Annotated in this window: 15 protein-coding genes; 11 read left to right on the top strand and 4 right to left on the bottom strand. The window is 65.1% G+C overall.

Features of this window, described 5'->3' with window-relative positions; genetic code table 11:
• Positions 1-5: 5 nt before the first annotated feature.
• A complete protein-coding gene (locus AC1D0O_RS20105) occupies positions 6-932 on the bottom strand; it encodes an ion transporter (protein ID WP_477655258.1) in 927 nt (308 codons plus the stop codon).
• A 66-nt stretch (positions 933-998) separates the two neighbouring features.
• Positions 999-2,741 carry a long-chain fatty acid--CoA ligase gene (locus tag AC1D0O_RS20100; RefSeq protein ID WP_477655257.1) on the bottom strand — a complete coding sequence of 581 codons (1,743 nt, stop codon included), beginning with the start codon at positions 2,739-2,741 and terminating at the stop codon, positions 999-1,001.
• Between the two features lie 229 nt (positions 2,742-2,970).
• Between AC1D0O_RS20100 and AC1D0O_RS20095 the strand changes: the two genes are divergently transcribed.
• The 8 genes from AC1D0O_RS20095 (at position 2,971) to AC1D0O_RS20060 (ending at position 9,659) form a co-directional block, all read left to right on the top strand.
• On the top strand, positions 2,971-3,951 hold the full coding sequence (locus AC1D0O_RS20095; protein ID WP_477655256.1) for a Bug family tripartite tricarboxylate transporter substrate binding protein: 981 nt from the start codon (positions 2,971-2,973) through the stop codon (positions 3,949-3,951).
• 152 nt (positions 3,952-4,103) lie between these two features.
• Positions 4,104-4,889 (top strand): GntR family transcriptional regulator, encoded by a 786-nt coding sequence (locus AC1D0O_RS20090; RefSeq protein WP_477655255.1) that lies wholly within the window; start codon positions 4,104-4,106, stop codon positions 4,887-4,889.
• Entirely contained in the window at positions 4,886-5,677 is a 792-nt protein-coding gene (locus AC1D0O_RS20085) for a transporter substrate-binding domain-containing protein (protein ID WP_477655254.1), read from the top strand. Before AC1D0O_RS20090 ends, AC1D0O_RS20085 begins: the two co-directional genes overlap by 4 nt.
• 135 nt (positions 5,678-5,812) lie before the next feature.
• On the top strand, positions 5,813-6,475 hold the full coding sequence (locus AC1D0O_RS20080; protein WP_477655253.1) for an amino acid ABC transporter permease: 663 nt from the start codon (positions 5,813-5,815) through the stop codon (positions 6,473-6,475).
• 21 nt (positions 6,476-6,496) lie between these two features.
• Positions 6,497-7,177, top strand: coding sequence for an amino acid ABC transporter permease (locus AC1D0O_RS20075; RefSeq protein WP_477655252.1), 681 nt, complete (start codon positions 6,497-6,499; stop codon positions 7,175-7,177).
• Entirely contained in the window at positions 7,167-7,949 is a 783-nt protein-coding gene (locus tag AC1D0O_RS20070; RefSeq protein ID WP_477655251.1) for an amino acid ABC transporter ATP-binding protein, read from the top strand. The genes AC1D0O_RS20075 and AC1D0O_RS20070 overlap by 11 nt, the downstream gene beginning before the upstream one ends.
• Before the next feature lie 247 nt (positions 7,950-8,196).
• Positions 8,197-9,363, top strand: a complete 1,167-nt coding sequence (locus AC1D0O_RS20065) for an MFS transporter (RefSeq protein ID WP_477655250.1) — start codon at positions 8,197-8,199, stop codon at positions 9,361-9,363.
• A gap of 17 nt (positions 9,364-9,380) precedes the next feature.
• Positions 9,381-9,659 carry a hypothetical protein gene (locus AC1D0O_RS20060; RefSeq protein WP_477655249.1) on the top strand — a complete coding sequence of 93 codons (279 nt, stop codon included), beginning with the start codon at positions 9,381-9,383 and terminating at the stop codon, positions 9,657-9,659.
• Between the two features lie 27 nt (positions 9,660-9,686).
• Here the strand turns inward: AC1D0O_RS20060 and AC1D0O_RS20055 are convergent, their stop codons facing one another.
• Complete coding sequence (locus AC1D0O_RS20055; protein ID WP_477655248.1) at positions 9,687-10,745, bottom strand: DMT family transporter; 1,059 nt, start codon at positions 10,743-10,745, stop codon at positions 9,687-9,689.
• Between the two features lie 200 nt (positions 10,746-10,945).
• On the bottom strand, positions 10,946-11,467 hold the full coding sequence (locus AC1D0O_RS20050) for a hypothetical protein (protein WP_477655247.1): 522 nt from the start codon (positions 11,465-11,467) through the stop codon (positions 10,946-10,948).
• A 152-nt stretch (positions 11,468-11,619) separates the two neighbouring features.
• Here AC1D0O_RS20050 and AC1D0O_RS20045 point away from each other — a divergent pair, with 152 nt between their 5' ends.
• The 3 genes from AC1D0O_RS20045 (at position 11,620) to AC1D0O_RS20035 (ending at position 13,648) form a co-directional block, all read left to right on the top strand.
• Positions 11,620-12,030 (top strand): hypothetical protein, encoded by a 411-nt coding sequence (locus AC1D0O_RS20045; RefSeq protein WP_477655246.1) that lies wholly within the window; start codon positions 11,620-11,622, stop codon positions 12,028-12,030.
• A gap of 113 nt (positions 12,031-12,143) precedes the next feature.
• Positions 12,144-12,473 carry a hypothetical protein gene (locus AC1D0O_RS20040; protein ID WP_477655245.1) on the top strand — a complete coding sequence of 110 codons (330 nt, stop codon included), beginning with the start codon at positions 12,144-12,146 and terminating at the stop codon, positions 12,471-12,473.
• Positions 12,474-12,481: 8 nt separating this feature from the next.
• Positions 12,482-13,648: a TolC family protein gene (locus AC1D0O_RS20035; protein ID WP_477655244.1), complete on the top strand. Its 1,167-nt coding sequence runs from the start codon at positions 12,482-12,484 to the stop codon at positions 13,646-13,648.
• Positions 13,649-13,681 lie beyond the last annotated feature (33 nt).

The raw sequence follows: 13,681 nt of genomic DNA, 5'->3' as shown, positions 1-13,681 counted from the left end.
AAAACCTAGGAAGCCTGGGGCGGCCGGGCTTTCGCATCCTGGTGCTGGCCTTGATGCTGGTAAGGCGGCAGCTTCGCGCCGCAATGAAAGCAGAAGTCCGCCTCGGGCAGGTGGCCTTCGGTCAGGCATTCATGGCAGGTGCGCGTGGTGGGCAGGGCCAGGTGCTGCAGGCGCCGCTCGGCCGCCATTTCGGCCGTCACGATGCCGGTGGGCACGGCCAGGATGCCCCAGCCCAGCAGCATCATGAAAGACGAGATCAGCCGGCCCAGGTCGGTCTTGGGCGTGATGTCGCCAAAGCCCACGGTGGTGACGGTGCTGATGGCCCAGTAGACCGAGGTCGGGATGCTGGTGAAGCCGTTGGACGGCCCTTCAACCACATACATCACCGTCCCCATGACCAGCACCATCATCACCACGGCTGACAAGAAGACCAGGATCTTGCGGCCGCTGGCGGCTAAAGCCCGGCCCAGGGACTGGTACTCGGCAACATAGGCCGCGAGCTTGAAGATGCGGAACACGCGCAGCAGCCGCAGCACACGCACATCGATGAGGGCGTGCAGTTCGGGAAAGAACAGCGCCAGGTAGGTCGGCAGCACCGCGACCAGGTCGATGATGCCGAAAAAGCTGGTCGCGTATTGCAGCGGCTTGCGCACGCAGACCAGGCGGGCGATGTACTCGGCGGTGAACAGCAGCGTGAAGATCCATTCGACCACCGCGAAAGCGCGTCCGTGCGAGGCATGGATGGCCTGCACGCTGTCGGCCATGACCACGGCGATGCTGACCAGGATCAGGGCGATCAGCGCCTTGTCGAACCAGCGCCCCGCGCGGGTGTCGGCCTCAAAGATGATGGTGTACAGGCGCAGCCGCCAACCGGACAGCGGCTTGTCTTCCGGGTCTTGCGCGGGGGCCGGAGCGGGTGAGGTTTTGGCCATGGTGCTACGCGCCAATCGTGATTTTCAAACGGGCTCTCCGGAAACAGGGCACGGCGGCCGGGAGGTTCAGGGCTTCTCGGCTTCCTGCAGCGCGCGCCACATGACCTTGCCCGAGCCGCTTTTGGGCAGCGCATCGACAAACTGCACCACGCGCGGATATTTATAAGCCGCCATGTTATCCCGGCACCAGCTGATGATGTCTTCCTCGCTCGTTTTCCCCTTCGCAGCGGGGCGCAGCACCACCACGGCCTTGACGGTTTCGCCGCGGTAGGCATCGCGAGTCGAGATCACGCAGGCTTCCTGGATAGCCGGGTGCTTGAACATCAAGGCCTCGACCTCGGCCGGCCAGACCTTGAAGCCCGAAGCGTTGATCATGCGCTTGAGCCGGTCGGTGATAAAGAAATAGCCCTGCTCGTCCACGCGGCCCAGGTCGCCGGAGCGGAAGAAGCGCTTGCCGTCGAGTTCGACAAAAGCCTGCTCCGTCGCGTCGGGGCGCTTCCAGTAGCCCTGGAACACCTGCGGCCCGCTCATGACGATTTCACCCTGCTCGCCCTGCGGCACTTCCTTGAGCGTGAGCGGGTCGATCACGCGTGCGTCGCAGCTCACGAAGGGCACGCCCAGGCATTGCTGCTTGGTGGCGTCATAGGGGTTGCTGTGCGAGGGCGCGGCGGTTTCCGTGAGGCCGTAGCCTTCGGCAAAACGCAGGCCGTATTGCTCCCAGAGGCGCTGCGCCACCGCTTGCGGCATGGCCGCGCCGCCGCCGCCTATGTAGACCAGGCTGCTGAGGTCGAAGTCGGCAAAGTTGGGACTGGCCAGCAGGTCTATCACCATGGTCGGGATGTTGGTCCAGTGCGTCACGCGCCATCGCGAGATCAGGCGCCCGGCCAGTTCGCGGTCCCAGCGCGGCATGATGACCAGCGTCGCGCTGCCGTAAATGGACGCATGCATCACCGACACCATGCCGGTGATATGGAACATGGGCACCACGGACAGCGTCACGTTCTCAAACGTGCTGCCGCCCCACAGGCAACTGGCCACCGCGTTGTGCATGATGCTGGCATGGGTGTGCATGCAGCCCTTGGGCAGGCCGGTGGTGCCGCTGGTGTAGGGCAGCACGGCCAGGTCTTGCGGCGTGGCGGTGTGTGGGGGCAGGTCTCCTGTACCCGCAATCGCCTCGGCCCAGTCCATCACGCTGCCGCCCTCCAGCGCCGGCAGTGCATGGCGCGTGCGCAGCCAGTCACGCCAGGCCGGCGGCATGGCCGCGTCGCCCTCGCCTCCCCCGGCGATGTCGAAGGCGTCGCTGTAGTGCGTGACCACCATGTGCGCCAGCCGCTCGCCGGGTTCCAGCTGCGCGTTGGCTTTCGCCAGCTCGGCCGCCAGGTCGGCCGACGTGATGGCGACTTTCGCGTCGGGGTCGGTGATGTAGTGCTTGAGTTCCTCTGCCCGGTTCATCGGGTTGACCGGCACCACCACGGCGTTGGCGCGCAGGATCGCAAAGTGCGCGATCACCCACTGCGGGCAGTTCTGCATATTGAGCACCACGCGATCGCCGCTGCGCACACCCAGGCTGTGCAGCGTGGCGGCCAGGCGTTCGGCTTGCCGCATCACTTCGGCATAGCTGAGTACGCGGTTAAAGAACACCAGCGCGGGCTTGTCAGGGAAACGCAGCGCGCTGACCGCGAGGTTGTGCCACAGCGAAGTGGCCGGCGGCGTGATGCTGTGCGGCAGGCGTTTGGGCCAGACCTGGTGGTGCAGCGTGTGCGGGTTCGCGGCGAGAACGGCCTGGCCGGTATCGGAATCAAGGGTCAAGAAAGGGCTCCAGGCAAGTGCTGACGTGGGGCCCCAGCCTACCGCGAGTCCGCGCCGCCCACATCCGGGAAGCTCCGTATAAATCACTGTCACTTGAGTGACCGGCGCTCACTATGATGAAGCTGCACCGCGTGGGCTTTCGCTGGAGGCCGCGGGCCTTCCGCCGTTTTCTCGCCTTCACCACGGACCCGTGCCGCTTACACGCGGAAACAAGACAACTGGAGACTTCATGAATCGCTTCTTCGCCCTGCCCCGCAAAGTCCTCACGGCACTGGCCGCGGCCGCCCTGGCTTCCTCCGCGTCCATGGCGGCCTTTCCCGACAAGCCCATCCGCGTCGTCATCGGCTTCCCGGCCGGCGGCCCGCTGGACCAGCATGCGCGTTTGCTGACCGAACGCCTGCAGGCGGTGCTGGGCCAGCCCATCGTGATCGACTACAAGTCGGGCGCCGGCGGCACCGTGGGCGCGCAGGACGTGATGAAGGCCGCTCCCGACGGCTACACCCTGATGCTGGCCAATACCGGCGTGATGGTGATCAACCCGGCGCTGTACAGCAAGCTGCCCTATGCCACGCTGAAGGACTTCACGCCGATCGCGCGCACCGCCATGCAGCCGCTGGCTCTGCTGGTCAACCCCAAACTGCCGGTGAACAACCTGCAGGAGTTCGTCGCCTATGCCAAGGCCAGGCCGGGCCAGGTCAACTACGGCTCGGCCGGCAACGGTGGCATCAGCCATCTTGTCCCCGAGATGTTCAAGAACGCCACCGGGCTGTTCATGGTGCACATTCCCTACCGGGGCAGCGCGCCGGCCTTTACCGACCTGATGGCCGGCCAGGTGCAGTTCATGGCTGAATCGATCCCGCAGGCCGCCAATTACCACAAGCAAGGCAAGGTGCGCGCGCTGGCCGTGACCAGCAAAGAGCGCAACCCGGCCCTGCCGGATATCCCGACCGTCATTGAATCGGGCATCAAAGGCTTTGAGGTGGTGGGCTTCTACGGTTTCCTCGCACCCGCAGGCCTGCCCAAGGACGTGACCGCCAGACTCAGCGATGCTTTCAAGCAGGTGATGAGCAACCCCGAGATCCGCAACCGCATGGTGACCCAGGGCGCCGACCCGGCCTTTATGGGCAGCGAGGAGTTTGCGCAGTTCCTGGCCACGGAAATGCCGCGCTGGGCGCAAGCCGTCAAGGCTTCCGGCGCCAAGATGGACTGAGGGCCCGCGCCGGCCAATCCCCGTTCTGGTGCACCCGCCCGCCCAAAAGCCACAAGCCGGTGCGCCGGCACGCCAGTCAGGTGCGCAAAACTTGTATACCAGTTAGTTAAACCAGCCAAACGAGCTGGCACGGGATATGCACTGCCCTGTGCATGGCCACCGCCCCCGACATCAGCAATCGCATCATCGAAGCCGTGATGGCGCAAAAGCTTGCGCCCGGCTCGCGACTGGGCGAGCAGCAGCTGGCGTTGCTGTTTGACTGCAGCCGCACCATCGTCCGTGAAGCCCTGACCCGGCTGGCGGTGCGTGGCATCGTCACCGTCAGCAGCCGCCGCGGCTGGTATGTGATCGAGCCCTCCCAGGAAGAAGCGCGCGAGGCCTTTGAGGCGCGCCGCGTGATCGAGATGGGCCTGATCCGCTGCACCACCGACGTCAGCAAGGCCGCCATCAAGCAGCTCAAAAGCCACCTGACCCGCGAAAAAGCCGCCATCAAGGGCGATGACGTGGGCCTGCGCAGCTTTTTGCTGGGCGACTTTCATGTCTGCCTGGCCGAATGCCTGGGCAACAGCTTGCTGGCCGACACCCTGCGCGACTTCACCGCGCGCACCACCCTGATCGCCATGCTTTACCAGTCCTCGCACGACGCGGCGCAGTCCTGCGAAGAGCATGTGCTCATCGTGCAGGCGCTGGAAAAAGGCGACCTGGCGAAAGCCGAAAAACTCATGCAGGCGCACATCGGCAGCGTGCAGGCCGCGCTCAAGCTGCAGGCGGGCGGCGGCGATCCGCTGGCACAACTGCGCAGCGCACTGAGCCCTCTGGCCGCGCAAGCCCCGGCCGACAAATCGGCGTCTTCCTCGCCTTCCCGTGTTCGCAAGCCCGGCCGTGCCTCGGCCAAAACCACAGACGATTCCTCAACCTACCTTGGAGCCCTGCTATGAAGTCCAGCAAACGCGTTTTCTCTTTCGCCCTCGCCGCAGCCGCCGTGCTGGCCGCCTCCGGCGCCCATGCGCAAACCGCGCTGGACGACATCATGAAGGCCAAGGAAATCAAGATCGCCATCCCGACCGACTTCCCGCCTTACGGCATGGTCGGCACCGACCTCAAGCCCCAGGGCCTGGACGTGGAGATGGCCGGCTACATCGCGCAAAAACTCGGCGTCAAGATTGAACTCGTGCCCGTGACCAGCGCCAACCGCATCGCCTACCTGCAAACCAAGAAGGCCGACCTGGTGATCTCCACGCTGGGCAAAACCCCGGAGCGCGAAAAAGTCATCGACTTCACCGCCGCCTACACCCCTTTCTTCCAGGCTGTGTTCGGCCCCAAGAACATCAGCATCAAATCGTTTGCCGACCTCAACGGCAAGACCATCAGCGTGACCCGCGCCGCCCTGGAAGACCAGGAATTGAGCAAGGTCGCGCCCGCCGGCACGGACATCAAGCGCTTTGAAGACAACAACACCACCGTGTCGGCCTACACCGCCGGCCAGGTGCAGCTGATCGCTACCGGCGCGTCGGTCGCAGGCAACATGATGGCCAAGAACCCGCACCTCAACACCGAATACAAGCTGTTGCTGAAAGACTCGCCCAACTTCATCGGGGTCGGCAAGGGTGAAGACAAGCTGCGCCTGAAAGTCAACGAAATCATCGCCGAGGGCAAGAAATCGGGCGACCTCGACAAGCTGGCCATGAAGTGGCTCGGCCGTCCTGCCGGCGATTTGCCGCAGTAAGTTGTACACCCCCGTTGCGGTTCGCTTCGCGTAACCGCCCCCCCCTTGCAGGGGGCGCCGCTGGTGGCCCGGCTAAGCCGGTTCCACTGCGGCCGCTGGCCTGCAGGCAGCCCCTCTCAACAGGAAGTGAATCAGATGCGTGTCGAGCTTGATTTCATGGCCGTATTAAGCCAATGGCCGCTGCTGGCCATCGGCGTCGCGTGGACGCTGGGCCTGACGGCGATCTCGTCGGTGCTGGGCGTATTCATGGGCATGGGCTTTGCCTGGGCGCGTGCCAGCGGGCCGACCTGGCTGCGCTGGGTGGTGGGCGCTTACGTCGAGCTGATACGCAACACGCCTTTTATCGTTCAGCTGTTTTTTATCTTCTTCGGCCTGCCGGCCGCGGGCTTCAAGCTCTCGCCTGAAACCGCCTCGGTGCTGGCCATGGTGATCAACCTGTCGGCCTACGCCACCGAGATCATCCGCGCCGGTGTCGAAGCCACGCCGCGCGGGCAGGTCGAGGCGGCCGAAAGCCTGGCGCTCAACCGGGTGCAGATCTACACCCGCGTGGTGCTGCCGCCGGCGCTCAAGAAAGTCTGGCCGGCCATGGTGAGCCAGATCATCATCGTGATGCTGGGTTCGGCCGTCTGCGGGCAGATTTCCACGCAGGAACTGTCTTACGCCGCCAACCTGATCCAGGGCCGCAACTTCCGGGCCTTTGAGGCTTTCATCATTGCCACCTTGATTTATTTGGTTCTGTCGGTAGCCGTGCGCAAGCTGCTCAACTGGATGGGCCCGAAGTTCCTTTTTGGTCGCTAACTGGAAAGGCCGGGCAACACCATGATCGAATTCACCGTCTGGGACATCTTCCGCAACCTGCTGCTGGCGGCGCGCTGGACCATCGTTCTCTCGCTGGTCGCCTTCATCGGCGGCGGTATCGTCGGCGCGCTGTTACTGGTGGGCCGGCTGTCGGCCACGCGCGCTGTGCCGGGCGCGCAGAAGGCAGCGCGCATCGCACGCCGCGCACTTGACGGCTATGTGCTGCTGTTCCAGGGCACGCCGCTGCTGATGCAGCTCTTCCTGGCCTACTTCGGCTTGGCGCTCTTCGGCATCAACGTGCCGGCCTGGGTGGCGGCCGCGGTGGCGCTCACGCTGTACACCAGCGCCTACCTGGCCGAGATCTGGCGCGGCTGCGTCGACGCGATTCCCAAGGGCCAGTGGGAGGCCGCGCAAAGCCTGGCGCTCAACTTCGGCGAGCAGCTGCGCTACATCGTGCTGCCGCAGGCCGTGCGCATCGCCGTGCCTCCCACTGTCGGCTTCCTGGTGCAAGTGGTCAAAGGCACGGCGCTGGCCTCGGTGATCGGTTTCATCGAGCTGACCAAGGCCGGCACCATGATCACCAACGCCACCTTCAAACCTTTTGTGGTGTACAGCTGCGTCGCGCTGATGTACTTCGCGCTGTGTTTCCCCATATCCCTGTATGCCCGCACGCTTGAGAGGAAAGCCAGAAATGGACGCTAACCCTAACGCCACAGCCATCCCATCCCCCGCCACGGCCGACAGGACTTTGGTTGAAATCAACCAGCTGCGCAAAAGCTTCGGGACCAATGAGGTCTTGAAAGGCATAGACCTGGAAGTCAAGGCCGGCGAAGTGATCGCCATCATCGGCAAAAGCGGTTCGGGCAAAAGCACGCTGCTGCGATGCATCAACGGGCTGGAAGTCTTCCAGAGCGGCACGCTGCGCGTGGACGGCAAACACCTGCTGCACGACAACCCGCAGGTCATGCGCGAGCTGCGCCAGCGCGTGGGCATGATCTTCCAGAGCTTCAACCTGTTCCCGCACCTGACCGTCGGCAAAAACATCATGCTGGCGCCCACGCTGGTCAAGAAGACGGCCGGCGCGCCCGCGGCCGAGCACGCGCGCGCGCTGCTGCAGCGCGTGGGCCTGGCCGAAAAATTCGATTCCTGGCCCGACCAGCTTTCGGGCGGGCAGCAGCAGCGCGTGGCGATCGCGCGCGCGCTGGCGATGCAGCCTTCGGTGCTGCTGTGCGACGAGATCACCTCGGCGCTGGACCCGGAACTCGTGGGCGAGGTGCTGCAGGTGGTGGAAAGCCTGGCCGCCGAGGGCATGACGCTGTTGATGGTGACGCACGAGATGAATTTCGCCCGCAAGGTCTGCGACCGCGTGGTCTTTATGCACCAGGGGCGCGTGCACGAGATCGGCCCGCCCGACGAGGTCTTCTCCAACCCGCAGACCGCCGAGCTCAAGCAGTTCCTCGGCATGATCCAGTAAGCACGGGCGACCAGCTCGCCCCGGCCGGCTTCGGGATTCTTAAAAACGCACCAAAGCTGCGCGTCAAGAGGCCATGGCTTGCCCATGCCTGGCTTTTTTTGGCGTCAACTGGCCCCCGGCCCTGCAGGGTCGGGCCGCTTCCCGCACAATGGCGGGGACAGACTGACCCCGCTCCTGATTTGACCGCTGCTAGCGCCCGCCACCCCTGGGCGACTTGCGCTGTCCCGCCGACCCGACGCCGCCTTTCATGAACACCATGCCCCCCATCCTGTATTTTTTCGCCCTGTGCAACCTGGTCATAGGCAGCGGCGCCTTTGTGCTGGGCGGCATCCTGCAGCCCATGAGCCTCTCGCTGGGCATCAGCGTGGCGGCTGCCGGCCAGGCCATGACGGCCTATGCCGTGGCCACCGCCGTGCTGGCGCCGCTGCTCATCATCCTCACCGCCCGCTGGCCGCGCAAACGCGCCGTGCAACTGGCGCTGGCGCTGTTCACCGCGGGCTGCCTGGTGTGCGCCCTGGCGCCCAACCTGCCATTGCTGCTGCTGGGCCGCGTGCTGATGGGTGCGGGCGCCATGTTCACCGCCGCCGCTTCGGCGCTGGCCGTCAGCATGGTGGTGCCCGCGCTGCGCGGCCGGGCGCTGTCCATCACCTTCCTGGGCATGAGCATCAGCTACGCCGTGGGCCTGCCCATAGGCGCCTGGCTGGGTTTTGAGTTCGGCTGGCGCGTGCCGGTGTGGCTGTCGGCGGCGGCAAGCCTCACGGCGCTGGTCGCGGCCAGCTGGCTGATTCCCGCCAACATGGCCAGCGCCGGCACCAGCTTCGCGGGCTTCCAGGCCGCCGCGCGCCAGGGCGCGGTGCTGCGCGTGTGGGGCCGCACCCTGCTGTACTTCATCGCCATCTTCAGCGTGTTTGCCTATGTCGGGCCGGTGCTGCAGGCGCTCAACCCCATGAACTCGGCGCAACTCTCGGCCACGCTGGCGGTCTTCGGCCTGGCCGGTGTCGGCGGCACGCTGATGGGCGGCTGGGCGACGGATCGCTTCGGCGCGCTGCGCACCCTGCGCGTGCAACTGGCCGTGCTGGTCGCGATGATGTGCCTGCTGCCGCTCACGCGCGGCAATGCGCCGGCCACCATGGCCGTGCTGGTGGCCTGGGGCATCGCGGGCTTCGGCCTGATGGCGCCGCAGCAAAGCCGGCTGGCCAGCCTCTCGCCGGCGCAGGCGCCGCTGCTGCTGAGCCTCAACGGCTCCATGCTCTACGTGGGCACGGCGCTGGGCGCGGTGATCAGCGGCGCGCTGCTGGATCAAGTGGGCTTTGCGCAGCTGGGCTGGGTGGGCGTGCCCTTCGGCCTGCTGGCCATGCTGACCCTGGTGTTTGACCGCATGCCGTCGCGCGTGACGGCTTCGGCTGCCGCTTGACGATTGACACTGGCGCCATGACAGCTCAAGACCAGCTCGACGCCTTGCAAACCGCCTTGCAGCAATTGCGCGACGACACCCTGGGCGTGGCCGATTTTTCACAACGCGCGATGCAGCAGGCAATCCTGGCGGCGGCCTTGCCCGAGCGTTTCGGTGAGGTGCTGTCGCAGTTGCTGAACCGGCTTGAGTCCAGCGCGCTGTTCACCGAAGAGAGCTGCTCCTTCAGCCAGAAGGACTTGCTGGACAGCCTGCAGCTGTGGCTCGACAAGGCCCGGCTGCAGCTTCAAAAAACCTGAGGCCGCCGGGCGATCCAGCTCCGTTGGTCAACGGCCGCCATCATGGCCGTGGCGATGATGGACGTCCGGGTAGTGGGCATGGCTGTGGGTCACGGGCTCATGCCTGTGGGGATGCGAATGCGTTCCCGAAACCGCGGGCGCATGTTCGTGCGTATGGTGCTTGTCGTGCGTGTGCGCGTGTTCATGCTCCAGGACTTCATGCGTATGCACATGCGCGTGGTGCTCGGTCAGGTGCAGCCAGATACCGTACGCCATCAGCGCGGCGGCCGCCAGCAATTTCCAGGTGACGGGCTCCGCAAGAAACACCACTGAAAACAGCGCCCCGACAAACGGCGCCGTCGAAAAGTAAGCCCCGGCCCGCGCAGTCCCCAGATGCCGCAAGCCGACGACAAAAAGCGCCAGGCTCACACCGTAGGCCAGCAGTCCGACCCCCATGGCGATGGCTGTTTTTCCCGGGCCCGGCAGCGCCGCCCCCACCAGAACAGCGAGCAAGAGATTCGTGACGCCTGCGGCCAGCCCTTTCACACAGGCAATCCATGACGCATCCGTCAACGACACCTTTCGCGTGAAGTTGTTGTCCAGGGCCCAGAAAAAACACGCCAGCAGCACCGCGGATGCCGGCCACAGCAAGGTAAATGTGGACGTTGATGGATCAGATGGATCCGACTGGGGCCAGCTGAGCAGCAGCGCGCCCGCCACGATGGCGGCCATGCCCAGCGCGATCCGCCTGTCGACGTTCTCCTTGAACACCATCCATGCCAGCACCGCCGTCAACACCGCTTCGGCATTGAGCAGCAAGGCGGCGTGACTGGAAGGCATGGCCGACAGCCCGTACATCAACAGCACCGGCGCGATGCCGCCGCCGCACAGCACCGCGGCGGCCAGCCAGCGCATCTCGCCAGGGGCCAGGCGCGGGCGGGCGGCGCGCCGCATCCGGCGATACACGAACAGGCCCAGGCCGGATCCCAGGTACAAAAGCCCGGCCAGCATCCAGGGGCTCATCTCGCCGAGCAGCCATTTGGCCAGCGGCGTCCCCGCGCCGAACAGCAAGGCCGATGCCAGCGCGGCCGTGACACCGGGTTTCAAAAGTGTGATCCTGAGTTTCAAGTATCCACCTCTTGCGAGTCATCAAAGGAGAATTTATTCTCGGACGACCTCCATTCTTCCAGGATAGGGCCATATGGAAGTTTCCAGGAGTGCGCCGCTGGGAATCCAATCAATTGACTGTCACCAAGGATTGCTTCGTCCATAAGACTAACCGGAGTCAGATACGGCCGCATCGAGAGCTACTTGGCAGGCAGTTTTTCAAGCCGGTATGGTTGCCACCCCTGTTGAACAACGACGCATCCCCTCTCGTAATCGGCTTGCGTCTGCAGCCAACGGCCGTTCAACTTGTTCGATTCGGCAAAAACCATCTCAATAGGTACCCACCCCACATTCAGCCCTGGACAGGCATATCGCGCCACAACTGTCGTTTTTAGCAGGACCTCTCCTCTAAATTTATCCCCCTCCAGCTTTCCGCGTATCACGGCCTCGCCGATTGAGAATCCATAGTTTTTTTGCTCGGGACTTACCTGAACGTATCGACCGATCCATCCTGAACCAAACTTTTCGAAGCGCATCACACTGGACGCTGGAAAGTTATCTGTTTCGAACCAAAGGCCTTCCAGGCTCGGCTCACCAGCAAAGGCGGCGGAAGAAATGAAAAGCGATAGCGCAAAGGCCAGTAGCGTACGAATGCGTAAGGTGATCGTAAATTGGCTAGGCATTTGAATCATCATCTGGAATTTCTTCTGGTTAAAAGCCATCAACGCAGGCACCGACAAGCACATCTTATCTCTGCGGAACTCCAGGCCACCGTGATCCACAGCCCTCGACAATTGGCCTCTGATCCATAAGCAAGCGAGGCAATTGCAGAAATCTGCGCGGAACTTATCCGGTCCTCATCTATCATTCACCCATGCGCCATTTGCTCTTCGCCGTCCTGATCGCCCTGCTGCTCTTGCGCGGCTGGGTGGGCGACGCGATGGCCACGCAGATGGCGGCCGGCCAGCTTCAGCATCAAGCGACGCAAGTAGCCGCCGAGGCCGGCCACCTTCATGGAGACGTGGAGATGGCCCATACCGGCCACGCGACAGAGACGCCGGCCCTGCACGACTGCGCGGAACAACCCACGGATGGCGGCAACAGCCATCCAGCCGACGGCCATTGCGAAACCTGCGCCGCCTGCCAGGCCTGCCACACGGTGGCGCTGTCGCCCGCGGCGCCTGGCGCCATGCCTCATTTCAGCGCTCCCACCCTGCCCCGTCCGGCGGCAGACTCCTTCGCCAGCGCCGACGCCTCGCTGCGCCAAAAACCGCCCATTTCCTGATCTCCAGGCCCGTAGTGGGTCTGCACTTGCCATCCAGCACAGTCCTTTGCGGCTGAACGTGCTGGGCCTTGCGATGCCCGCCATCGCACCCGCTTGTATTTCAGGAGATTTTTGTGAACACCCGTGTCATTTCAAACCCGCACGCCTGGGTGCTGGCTTTGCTGCTGTCCGCAGCATCCGCCGCCAACGCGCAGGCCCCAACCCCCTACCCGCGGCTGGATCCCCGGCCCACCGAACAGGCGGCCGACCCGGCCTCACCTGTCCCGGCTGTCTTCTACGCATCGGCCTTTGCGAGCCTGCCCACCGGCGTGGAACTCGCCGCCGATGACTGGAAAAAAGCCAATGCCGCCGTGGGCCAGTTCCCGCGAGGCCATGCCGACCTGCTGAAGTGGGAACAGGCCCGGGAAGCCAAGCCCGCGGCGCCCGCGGCCAAACAACCATGAGGCCGGCCATGAACAGTTTCTTTCTTCATCACCGAACCCGCTTGCGGCCACTGGGCACGCTGGCCTTGCTGCTTCTCACACTCACGGCTCGCGCGGCCGTGCCATTCGACGGCGGCGTCAGCGGCCTGGAGGCGCTGGCCCGGGGCCAGGCGTCCACCCCTGTCGCCATCGCGCGGCCGGGCACGGATTCCGGCGCGGCCATCGCGCCCTTGCTGGCGGCAGGCCCGCTTAGCGCCGACACGGCGGTGCGCATTGCCCTGCTCAACAATCCTGGCCTGCAGGTCTCGCTGGCCGCGCAAGGCGTGAATGTCTCGGATGCCGCCCTGGCCGCCAGCCCGGCCAGGCGCCAGGCTGGCCAGGACATCGCCCTGCTGTCGGCCCAGGTGCGACAAGCCTGGACACGCGCCGTCGCGGCCGCGCAGATCGCGCGCCTGATGGCCGACGCCAAAGACAGCGCCGAAGCCGGCGGCGAGCTGGCCCGCCGCATGGCGCGCGCCGGTAACTGGAGCAAGCTGCAGCAGGCGCGCGAACAGCTGCTGCTGGCCGATGCGGCGGCGCAACTCGCGCGCGCCCGGCAAGCGGCTTTCAGCGAACGCGAAAAGCTGATCGTGGTGCTGGGCCTGTGGGGTGCGCAAACCGGCTTTGAACTGCCGGACCGCCTGCCCCAACTGCCGGCACGGCCGCAGGAATTGCCCGACGTGGAAAACCGCGTTCTGCGGCAGCGGCTGGACCTGCAGGTGGCGGCGGCGCAGTGGGCGCGGCAACGCGCAAGCCGGCGCGAGCCCGGCGCCGACGCGCTGTGGGACGGAATGGGCAATGCGGCCCGCGTGCGCGAGCTGGCGGTCAAAGCCCGCAGTGAAGCGCGCGAGGCCTACCACGGCTACCGCACGGCCTGGGACCTGGCCAGCCACTACGAGAAGGAAGTCCTTCCCTTGTCGCGCTTCGTCAACGAGGAAACCCTGCTGCGCTACAACGGCATGCTGGCCAGCGTCTTTGAGCTGCTGGCCGAAGCGCGCGCGCAAGCACAGGCCGCGGGCGAAGCGGTCCAGGCCCAGCGCGACTTCTGGCTGGCCGACATCGCGCTGCGCACCGTGTTGGCCGGTGCGCCTTACGACGCGCTTTCCGGCGCATCCGCGGAACGCCCCTCCAACGCCGCGGGCGCAGCCGCTCCCTGAGGCCAGGCCCGCATCACAAATAAACAGGACATT

Source organism: Polaromonas sp. P1_F2, from assembly GCF_056405735.1.
Note: the sequence above shows the minus strand (reverse complement) of the source record. Positions and strands in the feature narration are given on the sequence as shown.